This window comes from Staphylococcus sp. NWU MK-U1, assembly GCF_033283505.1.
GTDB lineage: Bacteria > Bacillota > Bacilli > Staphylococcales > Staphylococcaceae > Staphylococcus > Staphylococcus haemolyticus.
In genome coordinates, this window is the sequence record NZ_JAVSMG010000001.1 from 230,868 (window position 1) to 255,065 (window position 24,198).

A 24,198-nucleotide genomic window follows, 5' to 3' on the forward strand; every position below is an offset into this window, starting at 1 on the left:
GGAGGAATGTATGATGCGTAAAATAATTGTAGTCGGTGCTGTCGCCGGTGGTGCGACCTGTGCTAGCCAAATACGACGTTTAGATAAAGACAGTGAAATTACTATTTTTGAAAAAGACCGCGACATGAGTTTCGCAAATTGTGGATTACCCTACTTTATAGGTAACATTGTTAATGAACGTAAAGATGTTTTACCAATTACGCCAGACGTGTTTAAAGAAAAGAAAAATATTACAGTTAAAACGTATCATGAAGTAATTGCTATTAATGACAAAGATCAAACAGTGACGGTAGTAAATCGTCAAACGAATGAAAAATTTAAAGCGAGTTATGACGAATTAATATTGAGTCCTGGTGCAGGTGCTAATTCTTTAGGATTTGATAGTGATTACATATTCACTTTACGCAATATGGAGGATACTGATGCCATCGATCGATTTATAGATCAACATCAGGCTAAGAAAGCATTAGTAGTAGGAGCAGGTTATATTTCATTAGAAGTCTTGGAGAATTTATATGCTAGAGGATTAGATGTTACTCTAATTCACCGCTCTGATAAAATTAACAAGTTGATGGACCAAGATATGAATCAAGTTATCTTTGACGAGTTAGATTCGAGACACATACCTTATCGGTTAAATGAGGAAATTGTAAGTGTTAAAAATCATCTGGTTACTTTTAAATCAGGCATTCAAGAAGACTTCGATATTATTATTGAAGGCGTTGGCACACATCCAAACTCGAAATTTATCGAGTCATCTAACGTAGAATTAGATGATAAAGGCTTCGTTAAAGTTAACGATAAGTTTGAAACAAACATCCCAAATATTTATGCTTTGGGTGATGTGATTACCTCTTCGTACCGTCATGTAAATCTACCCGCACAAGTTCCATTAGCTTGGGGAGCACATCGTGGCGCAAGCGTCATTGCAGAACAACTAGCTGGTAATAAAAATATCATTTTCAAAGGTTTTTTAGGTACCAATATCGTTAAATTTTTCGACTATACATTAGCAAGCGTCGGCATCAAAGTCGAAGAATTAACGCATTTTGATTATCAAATGGTTGAATTAAATTCTGGCACTCATGCAGGTTATTACCCTGGAAATACTAATGTCCACTTACGCGTTTACTTTGACACAAATAATCGTCATCTTTTACGTGCTGCCGCAGTAGGTAAAACAGGTGTTGATAAGCGTATTGACGTATTATCAATGGCAATGATGAGCGAATTAACCATTGATGAATTAACTGAATTTGAAGTGGCATACGCACCACCATACAGTCATCCAAAAGATTTAGTTAATATGATTGGTTACAAAGCTAGAGATTTATAAAAGATAGCCCTTAAATGATTACTGCAAATTCAATCATTTAAGGGCTATCCCTATATCATCAGTAATTTAAATTTTTAACTAATTCCAAAAAGACTACTAATTGGACCCCATGGTAGGATAATACCTAACGCCATAGTAATAATTATTAAAATAATTGTTGCCCAGAATAAACCATGACTTGCTTCGTGTTTCTTGCGTTTCGCAATAGATACTTCCATTAGTGCAACTACCGCTATACCACAAAGCATCTTCAATGTTAACAACATATGGTTGCCTCCACCACCATGGCTAGCAGCCATGAATTCTTGAATTAACAACCAGAACCCTGAAAATAAAGTGAGTAACATAAAGACTCTTAATGCCATTTGTAAAGGTTTAAACATAGGTGTAGGACCTTGTGATTTTGAAATATGTAAAAATGCAATTACATATAAAATAATTGTCAACGCCCAACTTGCAATATGCATATGTAACAAGACCGAATTCCCCCAATACTATTTATTACCTTTTTACTTACCTATCATATCACATAAACACTTGAACGTATTGTTAAACGATATAAGAGAAGGATATGAAACTAAAATAATGGTTTTGTAGAATTTCCATGTGAAATTCTCTTTGCTGGGGCCCCAACCCCAGCTTGCTTTGCTTGTGGAATTTCCATGTGAAATTCTCTTTGCTGGGGCCCCTGAATTAAAACGCTTGTAAAAAGTGCGTTTTTATTTCTGACAACTATTGGCAATATAAGCAGTTAATGTACCAATATTATCAATAGTAACTTTGACTTCATCACCAGGTTGTAAGAATTGAGGTGGTTGTAAACCTGCACCTACACCAGCTGGTGTACCAGTAGCAATGATATCTCCTGGATGTAATGCTACATATTTAGAAATTTCTTCAATTAAATCATCAATTTTATTAATCATTTGACTTGTATTACCATCTTGACGAATATCATTATTAACTTTAGTTACGATATTAACATTTTCAGGTGTTGGTAACTCATCCTTAGTTACAATATAAGGTCCCATTGGGCAACCACCTGTCAAACTTTTAGATAGAAATGCCTGATCTTGTTCATTTTGCGCCTTACGATCAGTAATATCATTAATAATTGTATATCCGTAGATGTAGTCTAATGCTAATGCTTTCGGAATTTTTTCTCCAGATTTACCGATTACGATACCTAATTCACCTTCGTAATCTAATTGATCTGTGATATCTTTATGATTTGGAATTGTTGATTCATCACCAGTTAATGATGATGCTGCTTTAGTAAATACGTATAATCGTTGTACTTCATGATTTAATTCACTTGCGTGATCTTGGTAATTACGACCGAATGCAATAACATTATTTGGTGGTGTAACTGGTGGTAAGAATTCAATGTCATTAAAGGCGATTTTGAATTCATCTGCTTTACCACTATCTTCAGCCGCTACAACTGCTTTACGCACTTGTTCTTGGAAATCTAATGTTTGGTTTTGTTGTAATCCCTCTAATAATGTTTGAGGGTGGAAGTCACCTTCTCCAAATTCCGCAAATACCTTTTTAAGATCCCAAACTGCGTCTTCACGCTTAACTTTTACGCCGTAAGATTCAGCGTCTTTATAATTGAATGATAAAAATTTCATTCAGTATCAACTCCTCATCTATATCTTAATACATATTATAACTTTAATCTTTGATAAACCACAAATATATATGTCTGAAATTTTAGAAATTTAATACACATTTTATTTATTGGATTAAAAACCTATTAAACATCTTCTTCAATACTCATTTGACCAAATTGGAAGAAATAAAGGTAACCGTATACTTTAGAATTTAAAATTGTTTCTAATGTGTTTTTATAATATTTCATTTGAATTTTGTACTTATCACGAAGTTGTATACCTACCTCTTCATCTGTCATACCTCTACGCTTATTAAATGCATCTGTTTTATAATCTACAAAGTAATATTGACCGTCCTTTAAAAATATTAAATCAATCATACCTTGAATTATTGACACATCTTCATCTAATTCAGGCATTTCGTCTACACGCGCTTGATTTACGACAAATGGTAACTCTCTATAAACTTTGTCAGCTTGTGTAATAGTCATATACAAGTCACTTCTAATAAAATTCATAACTGCTTCAAATTGAATATCTTTTTTTGCATCTTCTTCAATAATATGCTTTTCAATTAATTCATTAATATAGTCATTCAATTCTGTTTCAGTCATACGCGTTTCTTTAAATGGTAGATGTTGCATGACTGTATGCATTAAAGTACCAATTTCATTTGCTTTACGTTTTTTATTTTCACGTAAAAACTTAGGTCTCTCATAAGTTGATACACCTATACGGTATTGTCTTACCCTTTCGTAACTTGTACCACTTTCTTCTGTTTCTAATTGACGCTTTAATTCTGAAACAGACTGTTTAGATGGTTTCTCCGTATCTTTTAAAAAAGGATATTTAAATGATAATTGATCATTAATTTGTTGCTTTAATGTCTCATCATGCGAGCCTTCTACTTCTAAATCTGAAACATCGCGACTTTCTTGTTCTGATTCACTGTCCTCAATCGAAAGTTCTTCAAATTGTGCAATTTTAATATCTACAGTAGGACGCAGACTCTCATCTAGATTATCAATAGATTTCTCAAACTGATACTCTGGTAATAAAGATGTAGATTGGTATTTAGCCAAAATACTATATATTAAATCAAAAGGTCGATCTGCTGATAACCGCTTATGCAATGCAATTTGATTACCTGAAATTGGCAATCGCTCAAGTTTTTCTAATGTTTCTTCCTTATCAATAGTACCAATAAGAATGAGTTGCTCTTTCGCTCGCGTTAAAGCTACATACATCAATCGCATTTCTTCAGAAATAAGTTCTTTTTCAGTAATTGATTTAATGACAACTGACGATAGTGACGGATAGGTTACATTTTGGTCTAAATCAAAATAATCAATACCTAGACCATATTTTTGATTTAAGATGAGTGGTTTACGTAAGTCGCCTTTATTAAAATTCTTTGAAAGACCCGAATAAATAACATATGGGAACTCTAGACCTTTACTACTATGAACTGTCATCATACGTACCACATTATCATTAGGTCCTATAACATTCTCTTCACCAAAGTCTTTGTTGCGTTCTATTAGTTCGTCAATAAATCTTATAAATTGATAAAGCCCTCTAAAACTTGAATTTTCAAATTCTACTGCTTTATTAAACAATCCATATAGATTTGCACGTCTACCTTTACCACCAATAAGGCCACTAAAATATTGAATCACGTAATGATCATTATAGAACTTATCAATTAATTGATACACAGGATGAGATTGACTATATTCTTGATACATGTTTATATCATCCATAAAATGTTCTAATTTCTCAACTAACGTAGGGTTCGCTTCTTGATCTTTCATATAATGCAATATGGATTGATAGAAATAATCATCGTTCATACTTTGAACTCGAATGTTTGCTAATTCATCTTCCGTAAATTGGTATATAACCGATCTCATTAATCCTACTAAATATATATCTTGTAAAGGATTATCAACGGTTCTTAAAAATGATAAGACGAGACGTACTTCAGTTTGTTCAAAGTAACCTTCCTTACTATTTACATGGAAGGGAATATTATAGTCTTTAAATACTTGTTGTAAATTGCGCGCATTTTTCAACCCTCTTTCAAGTATGACGATATCTTTGAAAGTAGCTTGTCTATAAGATTCTGATTTCATATCATAAACTTGTTTATGCTCAATAATATATTTAACTTGCTCAGCAATATAGCGAGCTTCTTGTTCTGACTTTTCTAAATCATTATCGCTACTCTTATCCTGAATTAATGCATGTAGTTCAAGAGGCATAGAATTATCAGAATATTTAGTAGCACCAAAATAAAGTCTCGCATCAGCATCGTACTCAATTTCACCTACTTCTTCATCCATCATATGGTCAAATAAGTAGTTTGTTGTGGCGAGTACTTCTTTACGTGAACGGAAATTCTTAGATAAATCGATACGTAACCCTGATTGATCGCCATCTTTTGTGAAACGATGATATTTATCCATAAATAGCGTTGGATCAGCCTGTCTAAATTTATAGATAGATTGTTTAACGTCACCTACCATGAATAAATTTCCATTAGATTCGTCACCACGTTTAATTTTAGATATGATTGCTTCTTGTACTTGGTTCGTATCTTGGTATTCATCTACTAAAATCTCTTCAAATTGTGATCGATATTCTTTAGCGATAGGCGAAGCATTGCCCTCTTGGTCAGTTAATATTTGTAAAGCGAAGTGTTCATAATCAGAAAAATCCAGTACATTTCGACTACGTTTTTTTTCAGCAAAGTCATTAATAATATCCTTAACGATTTGTACAAGGTATTGAATTCTAGGAGCCAAACGTTTCATATCTACTTTTAAATCTTCATAAGAACGCATTAGATACTTATTTTTTACTTCCGATAATAGTTTTTTATAATCATCATAAAAATCTTTAGCGTTTGTTAAAAACTGAGAACTTATACCTTCATCTTCATTCGTATCTTTTAATTTTTTTGTAATTGTAGGCAATTTTTCAGAGGTATAATTGATGATTTCTTCAAAATTTATTACATTACCCTCAATCATTTTTTCACATTTATATTTTTCTAGTTTGATAACATCTAAATGCTTTTCCGCTTCTATACAATTTAGAAAGTTATTTTCCGCTTCTAACAAAGTATGATATGCAGCTTTGATATAAATTTTCGATAATCTTTCTAATTCGTCTAAATATAATTTATGTTTATTATCGTCCGTGTAAATTTCAACTAATGAATCCAACCACTGGAACGGTGAAGGATTGGCTATACTGAAATTATAGAAACGTTTTAACAAATCTCTAAAATTATCATCATTACGATCACTTGATAATTGTTCTACTAAAGTAAGAAATTCAATATCCGGTGTATCATAATGTTTTTCTAAAACTTCATCAATAGACTGTTCAAGTAACAGCACATTCTCAACATCACTAATTGTGCGGAAATTAGGATCCAAATCAATGACATCATAATGCTGTTGAATAATCTTTAAACAGAAGCTATGTAATGTCGAAATTTGTGCTTGGTGAATTTTAATGCGTTGATTCTTTAAATGTTCATTTCTAGGATCTTCTATTGACGCTTGTTGAATGCGCTGATCAACACGATGCTTCATTTCTCTCGCACTTAAATTAGTAAAAGTAACAACGAGTAACTTATCAACATCTATTTCATCTCTAATAATTTTTTGAATAATTCTTTCTACTAATACTGCAGTTTTACCAGACCCTGCTGCTGCAGCTACTAATACATCTTGACCATTAGCGTATATACTCTTCCACTGTGCATCTGTCCATTGAGCATCTTTAGGTTTGATGGGGATGTTATTCAATATGATCACCGCTTTCTAACTCGACATCTTGTATTGCTTTGATAGGATCTATAGTTTCATCTACATGGCGATAATGTTTACTATCAATAATAGTATCCACATGGCACACTGATTGAAAATTACAAAATTGGCATGGTAATTGGTCATCGAATTTAAGTGGTGCAACTTCGGTATGACCTTCCATAATATTTGTAGCAGTCTTTATAAAGTTGTCTTTATTATGTTTGATAAATTTATGAATTGTTGTTTCATCAGCAACACTGCTCCCCCTACTTCCAATACTTCCGTCTTTCTTCAGGCTAACTGGAACAATGTCGGATTTACCAATTTCTTCTAAACGAATATCCAATGCGTCTACTACATCCATATCGCTATTAACTAAGCCACGTAATTTATATTCTTTTAAAAATGCTTGTTCAAGTTTGTCCTGTGTTAAAGCATCATCTTCCAATTCTCCCCAGTCTTTAAAACTGAGACGTTCATCATGTACATGGAAATACAATAGGCCACCTGGTTTAATTTCATTAGATAATCCCAGACGTTGGGCATTTTGCAAAGCAATATCCATATAAGTCATCATTTGCATTTGTTTACCATAATAAACCTTTTTTAAATCTAATTTCGCACTGGGATTAGATGACTTATAATCAATAATATTAATGTAGCTCTTATCATCTTTAGTGTAAGCATCTATACGATCAATTTGTCCTCGTATATTAACTGGAATGCCCTGTTTTGTAATTAATGGTTGCGCAATAAGTTCTTCACTGTTGTTCGGTGTCTTTCTAAACCCTGCTTCGAAACGTTGTGGTTTGAACTTTGTATTTTTATTTTGATAGCGTAATGCTTTCAAAGTACTTTCGACAATGACACCAATTCGTTTTGACACATATCGATAGTATGCATTTGAATCCATGAGATTAAATTGGACTTGAGGTAAAACATTTTCTAAAGCCTCAACAGTTAAAGCATGTATCTTCTTATTATCAAGATTTTTAAAGTCTCCATCTACCTTATCCGAAATATACTTCAATGCTGTATGGAAAATATTTCCTAAATCAAAATTTTCAAGCTTATATTTCGTTCGCTCATTTAACCTTAAACCATGATTCGCATAATGTTTAAACGGACAATCATTATACCCTTCAAATCTAGATACACTTGCGTTAATAGTTGAACCATATAAAGATGCAGCCAATGGTTCATCTAATTTCACTGTTTCGTTGTCATATGTCAACGCAGTTAATAGGTACTCTAAACCGTTATTCAATTTGTCATTATCACGCATGACTTGATAAGCATCAACCCATACATCAGCGACCATCTCTGCCTCTAGCCAAGCTTTTAAAGATTCGAATAAGACGACTTTAGTTTGATGTGGATGCTCCATTAACGATAAAGGTTGTGCATTATGTTGATAATGAATATTCGTTACTTCTAACCCATTGAACAACCCTTGTATTTGGTCTATAAATGGACTTTTTTCTTTATCCTCACCTTGTGCACCCATTAAACTATATGAAAATGTAACTTGTTCACTGCCTCGTGTCATTGCAATATAACAAACAAACGCTTCATCCATTTGTAAGATATCTGATGTAGGACTTAATTCAACTTGTGCTTGTTGTTCAAACACTTTCTTTTCTTCATCTGTTATTAGACTAGAAGAAGAAACCGGTTGCGGCATAGCACCATCGTTCATTCCAACCATATAAATATGCTTTTTATTGTCTACTTTCGCTAAGTCCATTGTCCCTATACTCACTTGATCGAGGGTTTGAGGAATCATTACAAATTCTAATTGTTCTAAACCAATATCAAATACCTCTAAAAAGCGTTTAAGAGTCATTTCTTCATTATCAAATACAGTGACTAAATCATCTAAAATTTGAATAAGTCCATTCCAAATTTGATCTATTTCTTCAGCTTCTTCATGACGACCATCGACGTCCAATTGGTCACGGTGAGTCATTAAATAATTAGGTAAATCAAATGCCTCCATTGTCTCATAGAAAGCTGTCGCAAAACCTCTCACATTTTCTGCTTCGTTCATTGCTTTTTCAAAAGTTAATATTTTATCAATAATATCATTTTTTAAATGAACTACTTGCTCGAAATCTTCTCGTTCTTCAGTAGTTAATTTATGTTCTTTACGTCCCATTTTCGTAAAGTTATCAATACTAAACAGTTTTTCATCAAGCCAACGTTTGCCATAAACACCACGTTCAACGACAAAGTTCTCTAATAAATCAATTAAATATGCACTATCCTTAAAGTGATTAGTTAGAATATTGGTTTTAATTAAACGCATCATAGGACTAATATTCCAGTTTGTTTGAATAACTTCCAAAAGTGAGCGTACCATTTCCATGATTGGATGATGTGTCATTGATCTTTTAGTGTCGATATTAAATGGAATATCATACTGTGGAAGAACAGAGTCAAATAAATATGCATAAGCTTCATCACGATACAAGATAGCAATGTCTTGATATCTATATTGCTTATCACGTGTATCTTTAATAATTTGGCGAGCTACTTCATTAACTTCTTCACGTATACTTGAGGATTCTAAAATATTAATATTGCCATCGTAAGCGATAGGATTAATTTGCAATGCGTCAAATTGTTGTTCCAGTTGTATTAAATCTTTATTGTTAAAACGATATTGTTGTTTAAAGAATTGTTGTTGTAATTCTATGTTTAAATCATTGGCAATTTCCTTTAGATGCGTTAATACCTCTGAAGGTTTTCTGAATAAACTAAATGGATCTTCATTACCATCAGTTGTTAAAAGAACAGTAACTTTTTTGGCGCTTTGAACGAGTGCTTTAATAATTTGATACTCCAATGTAGAGAAGTTGTGGAATCCATCTATGTATACCTCTGCTCTTTTAATCCATTCTGATTGACTTAAAATATCAATAAAATGATTTAAACTATCCTCTGAAGTAATAAATTCGCCATTTATGCGTTCCTCAAAATACTGATAAATAAGCGATATATCTTCTAATTTATGTCTAGTTCTCGTCTTCAAGTCATTATCTTGCAAAAATGTATGTAAATGTTCTGGCGTAACAGAATATTTTTTAAAATCTTGAATTTGTTCAATTAACTTCTCACTAAAACCATAATAATTTACTTGTGATTGATATAGTTTTAATTCCGATTGATGTTGTTGAACTAAATCATAAATCATCATTTCTGTAGCCGCTTGTGTTAGTCGTTCTTCAGTTAATCCCCCAACCTCTTGAAAAACTCTATAACTTAAGCGTTCAAAGTGAAGCACTTCAGTTCTTAGACTTCCATTCAATTCTTTATCATTAACAAATTCTTGTTCTAATTGAAAAGTACTCTGTGTTGGTGCTATTAAAACAATTGGATCACCTAGAGGATCCTCTTTCATTTGTTGCTTAATATTATCAATCATATGATGAGATTTGCCTGTTCCTGCTCTGCCAATGTATGCGTTCAACTCCATTATTCCCACACTCCTTTGAACTTATTTTAACACAGAACATACGTTCTTAAAAATGTTTTGTTAGGTCGAAATATTGAACAAAAAAAGACTGGCGGAACCTCTATGAACATTCCATTACCAGTCTTGCTATGTTAAAAATTAATTCATTAATACTAATTTTTCTTATTTTTCATTATCTGGATTAAAGTTAAATTTGAATTCACTAAACGGCCAAAATCTAAATGATACTTTACCAACAATTTGATCTCTATCAATTAAACCAAACGCCCTACTATCCTTACTGACTTCTCTGTTATCACCTAAAACTAAGTATTTACCTTTTGGTATGATATTTGATTTAGGATTTGCATTTAGTAAATCTTTAGTTTCAAATGAACCCGTAATATATTCACCTTGTTTACGTTTTTCATTGTAATCAAGATAAGGTTCATTTATCTTTTTACCATTAACATATAGTTTATCATTTTTATAAATAACGTTATCGCCAGGTACACCAATAACACGTTTAACATAATCGTCTTGTTGATTCGCATGAAATACGATTACATTACCTTTTTTTATGTCTCCAACTTTATATCCTAGAATGTTAACCATGACGTGTTCACCATCTTTTAGTGTTGGATCCATTGAATCGCCTTTTATAGTATATGATTTAGCTACGAAGTTGACCATTACCCATACAAGTAATAAACCTACCGCTATGGCAACAATCCATTCAACTATTTCTTTCTTCAATTTTAACACCTCATCTACTTATTAAACTGATAGGTAAATTCTTTAAATGGATAATACTTTAAACTAACATCTCCTACAATATCGTCCTTATCTATTAATCCATATGTTCTTGAATCACTTTGTTTATCACCATTATCATTTAAAATAAAATATGAATTTGGCGGAATAATATCACCATCAGAATCATGTAAATCTCTTATTGCAAAATTATTAATATCTCTATTTTTAGCATAAAATTTATTAACTTGTCTATCATCTCTATACAATTTACCGTTTCTAACTTCAATTGATTCACCAGGCTTGCCGACCAATCTACCAAAGTGTAATTGATTTTTATGTCGATACATGATAATATCTCCATCTTTCAACATGTTAAAGGTAACTTTAATTTTATTAATAATGACACGGTCACCTTTATTCAAAGTTGGTGACATATCATCAGTTTGAACTACAGCACTTTTAACTAAGAACATTTGTATAAACATGACAAACAGACAAGCAAATAGGAATGCTACAATCCAACTTGTCACTCTACGCACCTTGTCACTCCTTGTCCGAACCCATGAAATAGCCCTCGACTTTCTTATCAACAAACCATAACGCTATAGTAACTATTAATACCATTATTGCTCTAACAGGATGTGTGAAAAATGAGGTTACACTTTTTCCCATAATCGCCAAAAATGTTATAGAAATTAACTTAGATATAAGTAAAATTATAAAATAATATTTGCCTCTAATATGAGAGAAACTTGCCACAAAATTAACTAGTGTATTGGGTGTAAACGGAAAACACATTAATATAAATATTGGTACTAAGCCCTGTCTATCTATAAAATGAATAAGGCGTTCAACTGAGCGTCTTGATTTAATCCGCTTCATAAAGTTAGCATTAACAAATTTTCTACAGAAAAAGAACACTGTATAAGTACCTGCTACAACACCTAACCAACTAATAATCGTACCTGCTATAAAGCCATAAGCATGAACACATAAAATAACATACAATGTTAAAGGAAGTACTGGCACAATGGCTCTAAAAAATAAAATAATAAATCCAGCCAGATAACCAAAACCTTGTAATAAATCAAACCATTGTTCAATTTGATGAAACATAGTTACATCAAATCCTTCCTATTGGATTAACAGTTATTATTTCATAGAAATATTGTACACTGTTTCATTTATAAATCTACCTATATAACAATAAATCAGTCACAGGTAGTAGTTAGAACTCATTCCTTAGCTTTAATATAAAGATATATATTAGAAAAGTCGATACGGAATTTGATCCATATCGACTGTGTAAGACATATTTAATTGACGTTATTGAATGACTAGAGAATTATAAACGCTCTTCTAATTCTTTCTTCTTATCTTCAAATCCAGGTTTACCTAATAATGCAAACATGTTTTGTTTGTATGCTTCTACTCCAGGTTGGTTAAATGGATTAACACCTAATTGATATCCACTCATTGCACACGCTAATTCAAAGAAGTATACAACATAACCAAATGTTTCTTCGTCTAAGCGTGGAATATTCACAACAACATTAGGAACGCCACCATCAGTGTGAGCTAATAGTGTACCTTCAAATGCTTTAGTATTAACTTCATCAATTGTTTTACCTGCTAAGTAATTTAATCCATCTAAATCATCACTATCTTCTTCAATTGTAATATCGTGTTTAGGGTTGTTTACTTTTACAACTGTTTCAAATAAGAAACGACGTCCTTCTTGGACATATTGACCTAATGAATGTAAATCAGTTGTATAGTTTGCACTAGATGGATATATACCTTTAAAGTCTTTACCTTCAGACTCACCATATAATTGTTTCCACCACTCATTGAAATATTGCATTGACGGTTCATAATTAATCAACATTTCAGTAGTGTAGCCTTTGCTATATAAAATATTACGGATTGTCGCATATTGATAAGCAATATTTTCATCTAATTTATCAGATGATAATTCTTTACGCGCTTTATTTGCACCAATCATAATTGATTCAATATTTATACCAGCTGTTGCAATCGGTAATAGACCCACAGCAGTTAATACAGAATAACGACCACCAACATCATCTGGTACTACAAATGTTTCATAACCTTCATTATCTGCTAATTGTTTTAATGCACCTTTTGCTTTATCTGTAGTAGCAAAGATACGTTTTTTAGCTTCTGCTTTACCATATTTATCTTCAACTAATTGTTTAAATAATCTAAATGCTACTGCTGGTTCTATAGTTGTACCAGATTTAGAAATAACATTTACTGAAAAATCTTTATCTGATAAGTAGTCTACTAATTCTTTAGTGTACGTTGATGATAAATGATTACCCACGAATACAATCTCAGGGTATTCATTTGAATTGCGGAATGATGAAGTTAACATTTCAATAGCAGCACGTGCACCTAAATATGAACCTCCGATACCAATTACTACTAATACATCTGAATTAGATTTTATACGTTTTGATGCTTCCACAATTCTTGAAAATTCTTTCTTATCATAGTCTTCCGGAAGATTCACCCAACCTAAGAAATCACTACCTGCACCAGTACCTTCGTGAATCGTTTTATGAATTGTTTTAACGATATCTTGTTGTTGATCAATTTCATGTTGACCAAAGAATTCCAATGCTTTTCCATAATCTAATTGAATATGAGTCATTTTATAAAAGCCTCCTGTATGTCCTTGTTGATTTAATTTTACTAACTTTAAGCCTTCTATTCAATTGACATGACTGACTATTCGAATATTTTCAAATTAATTCAACAATTTTAAGACATTTTTTAATAATTTTAAAATGAATAATTTCTAAATAAAATAATACTTATATTTCCATATCAATATGTAACATATCCTTTTATACAATTGATATGTTGATGATAAAAGTATTTCCGAATTTTTGTATATTTATGTAAAAAAATGGTTTTATTTTCATTTGATATCTGTTAGTATAAATTTATATCAATTTTCAGAAAAATTATGAGGTGAATTTTAATGAAAGAGAAAATCGTATTAGCATATTCAGGTGGATTAGATACAAGTGTAGCCGTTAAATGGCTTATAGATAAAGGCTATGATGTCGTAGCTGTATGTTTAGATGTTGGTGAAGGTAAAGATTTAGATGTTGTATACTCTAAAGCACTAGATATGGGTGCAGTTGAGTGTCATATTATTGATGCTACTAAAGAATTTAGTGATGACTTTGTAAGTTATGCAATCAAAGGTAACTTAATGTATGAAAATAGTTATCCACTCGTATCAGCTTTATCTCGTCCACTTATCGCTAAGAAATTAGTTGAGATTGCTGAACAAACTAATTCTGTCGGTATCGCGCATGGTTGTACTGGTAAAGGTAATGACCAAGTTCGTTTCGAAGTTGCTATTAAAGCATTAAACCCTAACCTAAAAGCATTTGCGCCAGTAAGAGAATGGGGTTGGAGTCGTGAAGAAGAGATTGATTATGCCATTAAACACAATATCCCCGTTGGCATCAATCACGATTCTCCTTATTCAATTGATCAAAACTTATGGGGTAGAGCAAATGAGTGTGGTATTTTAGAAGATCCGTATGCTGCCCCTCCAAAAGACGCTTATGATTTAACTGCAGAGTTAGAAGATACACCAGATACACCTGATGAAATTATCCTTTCATTTAAAAACGGTGTTCCAGTTCAATTAAATCATCAAGATTATGACTTAGATCAATTAATATTAACTTTGAATGAATTAGCTGGAAAACACGGAATTGGACGTATCGACCATGTAGAAAATCGTCTAGTTGGTATTAAATCTCGTGAAATATATGAAACTCCAGGTGCAGAAGTAATATTAAAAGCACATAAAGCACTTGAAACATTAACGTTAACTAAAGATGTAGCTCATTTTAAACCAGTGATTGAAAAACAATTTGCTGAACAAACTTATAATGGTTTATGGTTCTCACCATTAACTGATAGCTTAAAATTATTCATTGATAGCACGCAACAATATGTTGAAGGTGATGTTAGAATTAAATTATTTAAAGGTAATGCCATTGTTAATGGAAGAAAATCTCCATACACGCTATATGATGAAAAATTAGCAACATACACTAAAGAAGATGCATTCAATCAATCAGCAGCCGTAGGTTTCATCGATATTTATGGTTTACCTACTCAAGTAAATGCATATCTTCATGGAGGTTATAGTAATGAGTAGTAAAGCATGGGGTGGTCGTTTTCAACAACAGCCGGAAGATTGGGTAGATGAATTTAATGCTTCCATAGATTTCGACCAAACATTGTTGGATGAAGATGTCCAAGGTAGTATTGCACATGCTACCATGTTAGCTAATCAAAATATCATTTCACAAGATGATAAAGACGCAATCATTAATGGCTTAAAAGAGATTCAACAAGACTTTCATAATGGGAAACTTGCGTTTAAAAAATCGCTTGAAGATATTCATTTAAACATTGAACATGAACTCATTCAACGTGTCGGTGACGCTGGAGGTAAGTTGCATACAGGCCGTAGTAGAAATGACCAAGTGGCTACTGACTTGCATTTATACGTAAAAAAAGAAGTACTTGAAATTCAAGACCTTATTCGTTCATTCCAAACATCCATTCTTAAACTAGCTCAATCACATGTGGATACAATCATGCCAGGATATACACACTTACAACGTGCTCAACCGATTTCTTTTGCACACCATGTTATGACATATTTCTGGATGCTAGAAAGAGACTATTCACGTTTTGTTGATAGTATGAAACGTATTGATATTTCACCATTGGGTGCAGCTGCATTAAGTGGTACAACACACCCTATCGATAGACACGAAACGCAACAATTATTAGAATTTAGTTCAGTTTATGAGAATAGTTTAGATGCGGTGAGCGATCGTGATTACATTATTGAAACTTTGCATAATATTTCATTAACTATGATTCATTTATCACGTTTTGCTGAAGAAATTATCTTTTGGTCTACGGATGAAGCGAAATTCATTACCCTATCTGATGCTTTCTCTACAGGTTCATCTATTATGCCTCAGAAGAAGAATCCAGATATGGCAGAACTTATTCGTGGTAAAGTAGGACGTGCTACAGGACATTTAATGAGCATGCTTGTAACATTAAAAGGGTTACCACTTGCATATAATAAAGACTTACAAGAAGATAAAGAAGGTTTATTTGACTCAGTACGTACTATAAAAGGTTCACTACGAATTTTTGAAGGTATGTTAGATACAATGACCGTTAATACAGACCGTTTAAACGAAACTGTGCATCAAGACTTTTCAAATGCAACGGAATTAGCTGATTATTTAGTAGCTAAAGATGTACCATTTAGAAAGGCGCACGAAATTGTTGGTAAAATTGTCTTTGAGTGCATTCAACAAGGTATCTATTTATTAGATGTACCTCTTGAACGTTACAAAGAATTAAATTCAAATATTGATCAAGATGTTTATGATTATCTTAAACCGGAAAACTGTCTTAGCCGAAGAAAAAGTTATGGTTCAACAGGCCAAGACGCAGTACGTCATCAGCTTAAAGTTGCTGAAAAATTATTAAATAACGATTAATTTTAGAGGTTGGGTATGGGCCAACGAATTCTGAATGAATTCTATCCATTCCCAACCTTTTTGTTAAATATATTGAGTGAACATTAATTATATAATAGTTATTTAAAGCTTCTGCAAATTCACTTTCTTACACAAAATATCACTGATAGATTTTAATTATACATTTAACTTTGAAAGGATGAGTTTGTTGAAAGCAAGTAATAAAGGTATCATTTCATGTTTAACAGTAGCCAGTTTGAGTCTAGCGATTATACATACGCCCGTTGAAGCAAGTGGTGGTGAATCATCAAACACTACAACTACGAACCTAACTAATGCATCTAAAACTCAAAACAATCATACTAATTGGTCAAGAAATTTAACAGGAGAGCGCCATACTACTATTGCACATCGTGGTGCTAGTGGCTATGCACCAGAGCATACTTTTGCAGCGTACGATAAAAGTCATAATGAATTAGGTGCCTCATATATTGAAATAGATTTACAACGCACTAAAGATGGTCATTTAGTTGCAATGCATGACGAAACAGTTGATCGTACAACAAACGGCTCAGGACGTGTCGAGGATTATACATTAGCTGAATTAAAGAAATTAGATGCGGGTTCATCATTTAATGAACAAAATCCTCAATTAGCCAAAGATAGTTATAAAGGTGCTACAGTTCCAACATTAGATGAAATTTTGACACGTTATGGTACAGATGCCAATTATTATATTGAAACAAAGCAGCCTGATGTTTATCCTGGCATGGAACAACAACTGCTAGACACACTAAACCGACATAACATGCTTACTTCAAATTCTCTAGAAAATGGACATGTCCTGGTACAATCATTTTCAGAAGCTAGCTTATTAAAAATGCATCAATTAAATTCAACTGTGCCATTAATACGCCTATTGGACAAAGGTGAATTAGCTCAACAAAGTGAAGCAGATTTACAACGTATTCGTTCTTATGCAATTGGTGTCGGTCCTGAATATAGTGATTTAAATGCACAAAATACAGCTCATTTAAAGGATTTAGGTTTCCTTGTACATCCATTTACCGTGAATGAAACTGCCGATATGCAGCGCTTGAACCAATACGGTGTTGATGGTGTGTTTACAAATTATGCTGAGCAATATAAAGCAATAAGTGCTCAAAAATAAAAGTATAACTATGGTTCATAAATTAATAATTTAGAGAACAACAAAATAAACGCTATCGCTTGTTTATGTATCAAAACAAACGATAGCGTTTTAATTATAAGCTCTTCGTCAAATCGGATTGATGAGTCCTAATGTTGAGATTAATCAACCTTAAGTTGTTTAATCTCTTTTTGCATAAATAGCGTAGGTTGATAAGTGAGCTCGGCATAGTAGAACAAGCTCATTCGTCCTTTATGTTTTTTCTCAATCACTTCATCTGAAAAATTTTGATTTTTATCTTTAATTCTTAATGTATTTAATATAGACTTACACATAGGCGCATTACCTTTCTTTTTTATTTTGTGTGGTAACTAATAATTATAGAGGTAATTGCGCCATTTTTGTATTCAAATATAAAAATTGGACTGATGAAATTTGTCATCAGTCCAATTTATTATAGAGCCTAATTATATTGATATTATGGCTTATGCCCAACCACGGTAGCGAGCTGCTTCTGCAGTACGTTTAATACCTACAATATAAGCTGCTAGTCTCATGTCAATTTTTCTATTTTGTGCTAATTCGTAGATTGTATCAAACGCATCTACTAATTTTTCACGTAATTTATCGTTAACTTCCTCTTCAGACCAATAATAACCTTGGTTATTTTGCACCCATTCGAAGTATGAAACTGTTACACCACCAGCACTTGCTAGTACGTCTGGTACCAATAAGATACCACGTTCAGTTAAAATTCGTGTAGCTTCAGGTGTAGTAGGTCCGTTAGCCGCTTCAACAACAATATCGGCTTTAATATCATTCGCATTATCTTCAGTGATTTGGTTAGAAATCGCAGCTGGTACTAGAATGTCACAATCTAACTCGAACAATTCTTTGTTAGAAATTGTGTTATCGAATAAGTTTGTAACTGTACCGAAACTATCACGACGATCTAATAAATAATCGATATCTAAACCTTCTGGATCATGTAATGCACCATAAGCATCAGAAATTCCTACGACTTTTGCACCCATGTCATATAAGAATTTAGCTAGGAAACTACCTGCATTACCAAATCCTTGGATAACTACGCGAGAACCTTTAATTTCCTTACCACGACGTTTAGCTGCTTGTTCAATAGCAATCACTACGCCCAATGCAGTTGAACGATCGCGTCCTTGTGAACCACCTAATACGATAGGTTTACCTGTAATAAAACCAGGTGAGTTAAATTTATCTAAAGCACTATATTCATCCATCATCCAAGCCATAATTTGAGAGTTAGTAAATACGTCTGGTGCTGGAATATCTTTTGTAGGACCAACGAATTGAGAAATTGCACGTACATATCCACGAGATAAACGTTCAACTTCATGAATACTCATTTGACGTGGGTCACATACGATACCACCTTTACCACCACCGTATGGTAAATTAACAATACCGCATTTTAAAGTCATCCACATAGATAATGCTTTAACTTCTTCTTCATCTACTTCAGGATGGAAACGGACCCCACCTTTAGTTGGACCAACAGCATCGTTATGTTGAGCACGATAACCTGTAAATGTTTTAACAGTACCGTCATCCATGCGTACTGGGATACGAACTTGTAAAAATCTTAATGGTTCTTTGATTAAATCATACATACCATCGTCAAATCCCAATTTGTGTAAAGCTTCTTTAATGATACTTTGTGTAGAAGTCACTAAATTATTATTCTCAGTCATGATCACTTTCGCCTCTTTTTAACAAATGATTTCGCTTTCATACATATTGTAACACATGTCTTTGCTTTTTAAAGGGTTTTCAAAATGAATGTTACAACTTTTTGAACTTAATTAAATACGCTTCTGATTCTATCTAATGCATCATCTAATTCTTCTTTAGAAATAACTAAAGGTGGAGCAAATCGAATCACCGTATCATGAGTTTCTTTACATAATAGTCCTTTTTCTTTTAATGCTTCACAGAAAGGTCTAGCACTTTCATGTAATTCAACACCAATAAAGAGACCACGACCACGTACTTCTTTAATAGCTGGGTGATTAATTTTTTGTAATTCAGATTTAAAGTATTCCCCTAATTCATGTGAACGGCCAGGTAAATCTTCATCTAATATGACATCTAACGCAGCGATTGAAACGGCACAAGCTAATGGATTACCACCAAACGTAGAACCGTGTGAACCAGGTGTAAATACATCCAGTACTTCGTTGTCAGCTAAGACTACAGAAATAGGTAGTACGCCGCCACCAAGCGCTTTTCCTAAAATATAAACATCAGGTTTAACATTATCCCAATCAGTCGCAAATAATTTACCAGAACGTCCTAAACCAGCTTGAATTTCATCGGCAATAAATAAAATATTATGTTCATCACATAATTCTCTGATAGCTTTTAGATAACCTTCAGGTGGGATATTAATACCTGCTTCACCTTGAATCGGTTCAACTAAAATAGCAGCTGTATTCTCATTAATAGCTTCTTTTAATTTATCAACATCGCCGAAATCTACTTTGCGGAAACCATCTAATAATGGACCATAACCACGTTGGTACTCAGCTTCTGATGATAAAGATACTGGCGCCATAGTACGACCATGGAAGTTACCATTAAATGCGATAATTTCAGCTTTATCTGGTTCAAGACCTTTTACATCATATGCCCAACGACGTGCAGCTTTCAATGCAGTTTCAACTGCTTCCGCACCAGTATTCATTGGTAGTGCTTTATCTTTACCTGATAATTTACAAACTTTTTCATACCATTCACCTAAATTATCACTATGAAAAGCACGAGAAACCAAAGTTACTTTGTCAGCTTGATCTTTAAGTGCTTGAATAATTTTAGGATGACGGTGTCCTTGGTTAACAGCTGAATAAGCTGAAAGCATATCCATATATTTATTACCTTCTGGATCAGTTACCCAAATACCTTCCGCTTCTGCAACAACGATTGGTAGTGGTACGTAGTTTTGAGCTCCATAATGGTTTGTTAATTCAATGATTTGTTCTGACTTAGTCATAATATCTCCCCTTTGATTAATTTATATTAAAACTAATGGCCATACGATTACGGCTTTCGATGTCATATACAAAGAAGTATATTTGCAAAATTAATAAGAGCATTAAATGACTCATTGTTACATCAAATATGCCCTTCGTTTCTAAATGAAAGCCCTTACAGATATAATGACATACCTATCAATATTTATACAAGCAAAATATTAAAAATTTTCCGATAAATAAAATGAATTAAGATTCCTTTGGTATTTACATAAAAAAGATTATGACAAGAAAGATTGCCATAATCTATTATAAACTCTAAGTTCATCTACATTTATCAAATTAAATTTATAAAGATATTTTGAACATCTTCTTTTTAACTAGATTAAAACTAACCGCAAAGTTTAACATCTATTCACTCATTAATACTATTTATCTTTACGAGGTAACGGATAAAAACCTTGGTTAAATTGTTTCCACAAATTAGGTGTTAATTCATGCTTATCTTCACGATGAGGGTCAAATTCTGATAAAATTTCATCTTCTTTTCCTTCTTGAATTTTGCTGATGAAATTATAATCTAATAATATTTCACGACCAAGTGCTACGAGTTCAACACCTGTTGATTCAATAGCGTCTAATGCATCATCAGCTGTAAATACAGATCCTACACCAATAACTGGGATACGACCATCCACCCATTGGTGAATTAATTTCAATCGCTCTTGTCCTGCATACTTACCTTCTCTTGTAGTTGAGTGAATATCTCCAAGAGATATATGAACATAATCAATTGATTTTTCAGTAATTGTATTAATTAATTGTTCGGTAATTTCCATTGAAATACCTGGTGATTCAGCTTCTTCAGGAGAAAGTCGATACCCTACTATGAAATCATCGCTCGCATATTCTGATTTGGCCTTTAATACTTCATCTATAACAGCAGTTGGAAACTTCATGTGATCAGACCATTCATCATTTCTTCTATTATAATATGGAGATACAAATTGGTGAATTAAATAGTGATTAGCACCATGAATCTCTACGCCATCAAACCCAGCTTCGATTACTCGACGCGTTGCTTCACCGAAATCTTTAATTGTTTGTTCAATTTCTTCAGGCGTAATTTCTCTAGCATCATGTTCATGTTGTTGTCCGAAGCTTTTTAAAGTGATAGGACTTGGTGCAACAACATCTCCATTCGGTGTTAAATTAGCTAATGCTTGTGCGCCACCATGATGAATTTGAACTAAAGCTTTAGCACCATTCTTCTTCATAGCTTGTGCTAAACGCTTGAGTCCTTCTATATCTGAATCATGCGCAACAGAAGGTTGTCCCGGAAAAGCTTTACCAATATCGTTAACATTACTTGCAGCATTGATAGCTAAACCAACATCTTTAGAGCGCTTTTCAATATACGGTATTTCCACGTCAGAAATTGTACCATCATCATTAGATGAAATATGCGTTAATGGCGCCAATACAAAACGATTTTTTAATTCAACCCCATTTGGCAAAGTTACGGTTTCAAATAATTTTTCATATTTTTTATTCATAGGTAAGTCCTTTCCTTTTTAATTATGACTAGACTATAGCACGCAAAATTAAAGCTCCTCCAATATTCTGCTTGACTGTACATGCATATATTGGTGTCGCTTTTTTATAATCAAACGCATAAAAAAGCTAACGTTATATTAAAATATAACGTTAGCTTAGCGTGTTAACAGTCAATCAATTATTACGAATCGCACGTTTAGACTGTTTAATCCAGACCGGTAGGCGTTCTTCAAGTGTTTGAAACCCATACTTTTCTGTTTCTTTAATTTCATCTAATACTGACTGCTTTTCTTTTTTTCGTTCATAATTCTTAAAGTAATCATTATCTTTAAGAGACAAATTTAGTTTTCCTTCATCATCAATTGATAAAATTTTTGCTTTAACGATTTGTCCTTCTGATAGAAATTTTTTTAAGTTGTGGACGTAATCATCCATGATTTCAGAAATATGGATAAGTCCTTCAGTATGGTCAGGGGTCTCAACAAAAGCGCCATACGGTTGAATTCCAGTCACACGCACTTTAATATGCTGACCTTCTTTATAGTGATTATTCAACTTGATAACCCCTTACTTCGATTTACTTAACATAATTATAATAGCATAAATCACAAACTTGGACTAACTATAAACCAATAAAAATCCACATTTTTTCAAAAATATAATAACCCTTTCGACAAATACTAAATTAACGTTCGCATTTAAGGTTATCGTTTTAAAAATTGCAATTGAATTGAAAGTTTAAACCATAAAAAAAACGAATCGACATCAACCGTCGATTCGAAAGATTTGTTCATAATCAATTATTATTTATCTTCTACATCAATAGATTCAATAACTACATCATGTACAGGTTTATCTTGTGCACCTACTTTAGTATTTGCAATATCTTCTAAAGTTGCTTCGCCTCCAATTAGTTGTCCGAACACAGTGTGTTTTTGATCTAACCAAGGCGTGCCACCATTATCCGCATATGCTTTGGCAATCGGTTCAGGCCAGCCACCATCTACTAATTGGTTAACCATAGATTCTGGAACTTCTTTCATTTGTACAACAAAGAATTGAGAACCATTTGTGTTTGGTCCTGCATTTGCCATTGAAAGCGCACCATATAAGTTAAAAGCCTTTAAAGAGAATTCATCTTCAAAAGAACCTCCATAAATACTTTCACCACCCATACCAGTTGCTGTAGGATCTCCTCCTTGAATCATGAAGTCATTAATAACACGGTGGAAAGTAATACCGTCATAATAACCATTTTTAGCGTGTGTCACAAAATTTTCAACAGTTTTCGGCGCGATATCTGGGAACAACTTAAATGTCATATCGCCTTTATTTGTATGCATAACAACTTTAATTTCATTGTCTTGTATTTCTTTGTTTAGTTGTGGATAGTTAGTCATTTCAATTCTCCATTCATGTTATGATGATATAGATACATCTTAACACATTTGAAAGGAAGTAATATAGCATGTTATACCGATTCTCACATAAGACTGGCGCTTACGGCGTTACAATTAAAGAAGAGAATGACGACCAAGTTCTAGTTCAAGTTGAGCAAGTGATTAAACATCCAAAACAAGGTGATTTACATAATCCAGGACAAACTGAAGGTGTCTTTTTCCATGAAAGACGTGCTCTAAGTCATTATGAGAAACGTTATGCAACGCGTTCACAATTGCGTGAGTTTAATGTTGAGGAAATGACTTATGAATCGTCACTTCAACAAGCTATTACAAAAATGGAAAATGATTTAAAACAGCAAAATACTGAATTTGCAAAACTAGCCTTAAACAATCTTGAAAATTTAAAAAATGACTATTCAATTCAATATAAACAAAAATTTTTATAAGTCATTTGAACGTGTTTCTTCTTATTTAACAAGTTCTGAAAAATCACTACTCATATGCGTTTTCGTCGTTTTTCAGAA

General features: G+C 32.9%; 18 protein-coding genes and 1 pseudogene. 5 read left to right on the plus strand and 14 right to left on the minus strand.

What is annotated here, in order from left to right:
- Positions 1-13: 13 nt before the first annotated feature.
- Complete coding sequence (locus tag SBL16_RS01205) at positions 14-1,336, plus strand: CoA-disulfide reductase (RefSeq protein ID WP_107612351.1); 1,323 nt, start codon at positions 14-16, stop codon at positions 1,334-1,336.
- 74 nt (positions 1,337-1,410) lie between these two features.
- On the opposite strand, the gene SBL16_RS01210 is transcribed toward SBL16_RS01205, so the two are convergent.
- From SBL16_RS01210 to SBL16_RS01245, 8 genes are all read right to left on the minus strand, one after another.
- Positions 1,411-1,812, minus strand: coding sequence for a YisL family protein (locus SBL16_RS01210; protein WP_037538693.1), 402 nt, complete (start codon positions 1,810-1,812; stop codon positions 1,411-1,413).
- Positions 1,813-2,055: 243 nt separating this feature from the next.
- Positions 2,056-2,970 carry a fumarylacetoacetate hydrolase family protein gene (locus tag SBL16_RS01215; protein WP_317952448.1) on the minus strand — a complete coding sequence of 305 codons (915 nt, stop codon included), beginning with the start codon at positions 2,968-2,970 and terminating at the stop codon, positions 2,056-2,058.
- A 125-nt stretch (positions 2,971-3,095) separates the two neighbouring features.
- Entirely contained in the window at positions 3,096-6,773 is a 3,678-nt protein-coding gene (gene addA, locus SBL16_RS01220; RefSeq protein WP_119472163.1) for a helicase-exonuclease AddAB subunit AddA, read from the minus strand.
- Positions 6,766-10,254: a helicase-exonuclease AddAB subunit AddB gene (addB, locus tag SBL16_RS01225; RefSeq protein ID WP_317952451.1), complete on the minus strand. Its 3,489-nt coding sequence runs from the start codon at positions 10,252-10,254 to the stop codon at positions 6,766-6,768. Before addB ends, addA begins: the two co-directional genes overlap by 8 nt.
- A 162-nt stretch (positions 10,255-10,416) precedes the next feature.
- Entirely contained in the window at positions 10,417-10,989 is a 573-nt protein-coding gene (lepB, locus tag SBL16_RS01230) for a signal peptidase I (RefSeq protein WP_011276252.1), read from the minus strand.
- A gap of 14 nt (positions 10,990-11,003) precedes the next feature.
- Complete coding sequence (lepB, locus tag SBL16_RS01235) at positions 11,004-11,528, minus strand: signal peptidase I (protein WP_037538701.1); 525 nt, start codon at positions 11,526-11,528, stop codon at positions 11,004-11,006.
- Positions 11,529-11,532: 4 nt separating this feature from the next.
- Complete coding sequence (locus SBL16_RS01240; RefSeq protein WP_107634611.1) at positions 11,533-12,105, minus strand: TVP38/TMEM64 family protein; 573 nt, start codon at positions 12,103-12,105, stop codon at positions 11,533-11,535.
- A gap of 229 nt (positions 12,106-12,334) precedes the next feature.
- On the minus strand, positions 12,335-13,666 hold the full coding sequence (locus tag SBL16_RS01245; RefSeq protein ID WP_107612362.1) for a glucose-6-phosphate isomerase: 1,332 nt from the start codon (positions 13,664-13,666) through the stop codon (positions 12,335-12,337).
- A gap of 333 nt (positions 13,667-13,999) precedes the next feature.
- Here SBL16_RS01245 and SBL16_RS01250 point away from each other — a divergent pair, with 333 nt between their 5' ends.
- The 3 genes from SBL16_RS01250 to SBL16_RS01260 all read left to right on the plus strand — a co-directional run bounded on the left by SBL16_RS01250 (position 14,000) and on the right by SBL16_RS01260 (position 17,727).
- Complete coding sequence (locus tag SBL16_RS01250; RefSeq protein WP_075140689.1) at positions 14,000-15,202, plus strand: argininosuccinate synthase; 1,203 nt, start codon at positions 14,000-14,002, stop codon at positions 15,200-15,202.
- Positions 15,195-16,577, plus strand: coding sequence for an argininosuccinate lyase (argH, locus tag SBL16_RS01255; protein ID WP_011276257.1), 1,383 nt, complete (start codon positions 15,195-15,197; stop codon positions 16,575-16,577). The genes SBL16_RS01250 and argH overlap by 8 nt, the downstream gene beginning before the upstream one ends.
- Before the next feature lie 187 nt (positions 16,578-16,764).
- The gene (locus SBL16_RS01260; RefSeq protein ID WP_107611958.1) at positions 16,765-17,727 is read left to right on the plus strand and encodes a glycerophosphodiester phosphodiesterase; all 963 of its coding nucleotides are present in this window, start codon (positions 16,765-16,767) and stop codon (positions 17,725-17,727) included.
- Positions 17,728-17,909: 182 nt separating this feature from the next.
- On the opposite strand, the pseudogene SBL16_RS01265 reads toward SBL16_RS01260, so the two are convergent.
- The 6 genes and pseudogenes from SBL16_RS01265 to SBL16_RS01290 form a co-directional block, all read right to left on the minus strand.
- Positions 17,910-18,041, minus strand: a pseudogene (locus tag SBL16_RS01265) (ISL3 family transposase); the annotation flags it as partial.
- 150 nt (positions 18,042-18,191) lie between these two features.
- The gene (locus SBL16_RS01270; RefSeq protein ID WP_029376667.1) at positions 18,192-19,436 is read right to left on the minus strand and encodes a Glu/Leu/Phe/Val family dehydrogenase; all 1,245 of its coding nucleotides are present in this window, start codon (positions 19,434-19,436) and stop codon (positions 18,192-18,194) included.
- Positions 19,437-19,543: 107 nt separating this feature from the next.
- Positions 19,544-20,734 (minus strand): ornithine--oxo-acid transaminase, encoded by a 1,191-nt coding sequence (locus SBL16_RS01275; protein WP_016931162.1) that lies wholly within the window; start codon positions 20,732-20,734, stop codon positions 19,544-19,546.
- A 408-nt stretch (positions 20,735-21,142) separates the two neighbouring features.
- Positions 21,143-22,270, minus strand: coding sequence for an NADH-dependent flavin oxidoreductase (locus tag SBL16_RS01280; RefSeq protein ID WP_037538717.1), 1,128 nt, complete (start codon positions 22,268-22,270; stop codon positions 21,143-21,145).
- A gap of 175 nt (positions 22,271-22,445) precedes the next feature.
- Complete coding sequence (gene ygs, locus SBL16_RS01285) at positions 22,446-22,826, minus strand: S1 domain-containing post-transcriptional regulator Ygs (protein ID WP_011276262.1); 381 nt, start codon at positions 22,824-22,826, stop codon at positions 22,446-22,448.
- A gap of 248 nt (positions 22,827-23,074) precedes the next feature.
- Positions 23,075-23,671 carry a peptidylprolyl isomerase gene (locus SBL16_RS01290; protein ID WP_107611960.1) on the minus strand — a complete coding sequence of 199 codons (597 nt, stop codon included), beginning with the start codon at positions 23,669-23,671 and terminating at the stop codon, positions 23,075-23,077.
- A 68-nt stretch (positions 23,672-23,739) separates the two neighbouring features.
- On the opposite strand from SBL16_RS01290, the gene kapB reads away from it, so the two are divergent.
- Positions 23,740-24,120: a sporulation phosphorelay system protein KapB gene (gene kapB / locus SBL16_RS01295; RefSeq protein ID WP_107611961.1), complete on the plus strand. Its 381-nt coding sequence runs from the start codon at positions 23,740-23,742 to the stop codon at positions 24,118-24,120.
- Positions 24,121-24,198 lie beyond the last annotated feature (78 nt).

What these genes read in the sequence shown, in the direction of transcription:
- SBL16_RS01240 (WP_107634611.1), bottom strand. Translation starts at nt 12,105, where the DNA reads ATGTTTCATCAAATTGAACAATGGTTTGATTTATTACAAGGTTTTGGT.
- SBL16_RS01250 (WP_075140689.1), top strand. Translation starts at nt 14,000, where the DNA reads ATGAAAGAGAAAATCGTATTAGCATATTCAGGTGGATTAGATACAAGT.
- SBL16_RS01270 (WP_029376667.1), bottom strand. Translation starts at nt 19,436, where the DNA reads ATGACTGAGAATAATAATTTAGTGACTTCTACACAAAGTATCATTAAA.
- SBL16_RS01280 (WP_037538717.1), bottom strand. Translation starts at nt 22,270, where the DNA reads ATGAATAAAAAATATGAAAAATTATTTGAAACCGTAACTTTGCCAAAT.
- argH (WP_011276257.1), top strand. Translation starts at nt 15,195, where the DNA reads ATGAGTAGTAAAGCATGGGGTGGTCGTTTTCAACAACAGCCGGAAGAT.
- kapB (WP_107611961.1), top strand. Translation starts at nt 23,740, where the DNA reads ATGTTATACCGATTCTCACATAAGACTGGCGCTTACGGCGTTACAATT.
- SBL16_RS01205 (WP_107612351.1), top strand. Translation starts at nt 14, where the DNA reads ATGCGTAAAATAATTGTAGTCGGTGCTGTCGCCGGTGGTGCGACCTGT.
- SBL16_RS01275 (WP_016931162.1), bottom strand. Translation starts at nt 20,734, where the DNA reads ATGACTAAGTCAGAACAAATCATTGAATTAACAAACCATTATGGAGCT.
- addB (WP_317952451.1), bottom strand. Translation starts at nt 10,254, where the DNA reads ATGGAGTTGAACGCATACATTGGCAGAGCAGGAACAGGCAAATCTCAT.
- SBL16_RS01290 (WP_107611960.1), bottom strand. Translation starts at nt 23,671, where the DNA reads ATGACTAACTATCCACAACTAAACAAAGAAATACAAGACAATGAAATT.
- SBL16_RS01245 (WP_107612362.1), bottom strand. Translation starts at nt 13,666, where the DNA reads ATGACTCATATTCAATTAGATTATGGAAAAGCATTGGAATTCTTTGGT.
- SBL16_RS01215 (WP_317952448.1), bottom strand. Translation starts at nt 2,970, where the DNA reads ATGAAATTTTTATCATTCAATTATAAAGACGCTGAATCTTACGGCGTA.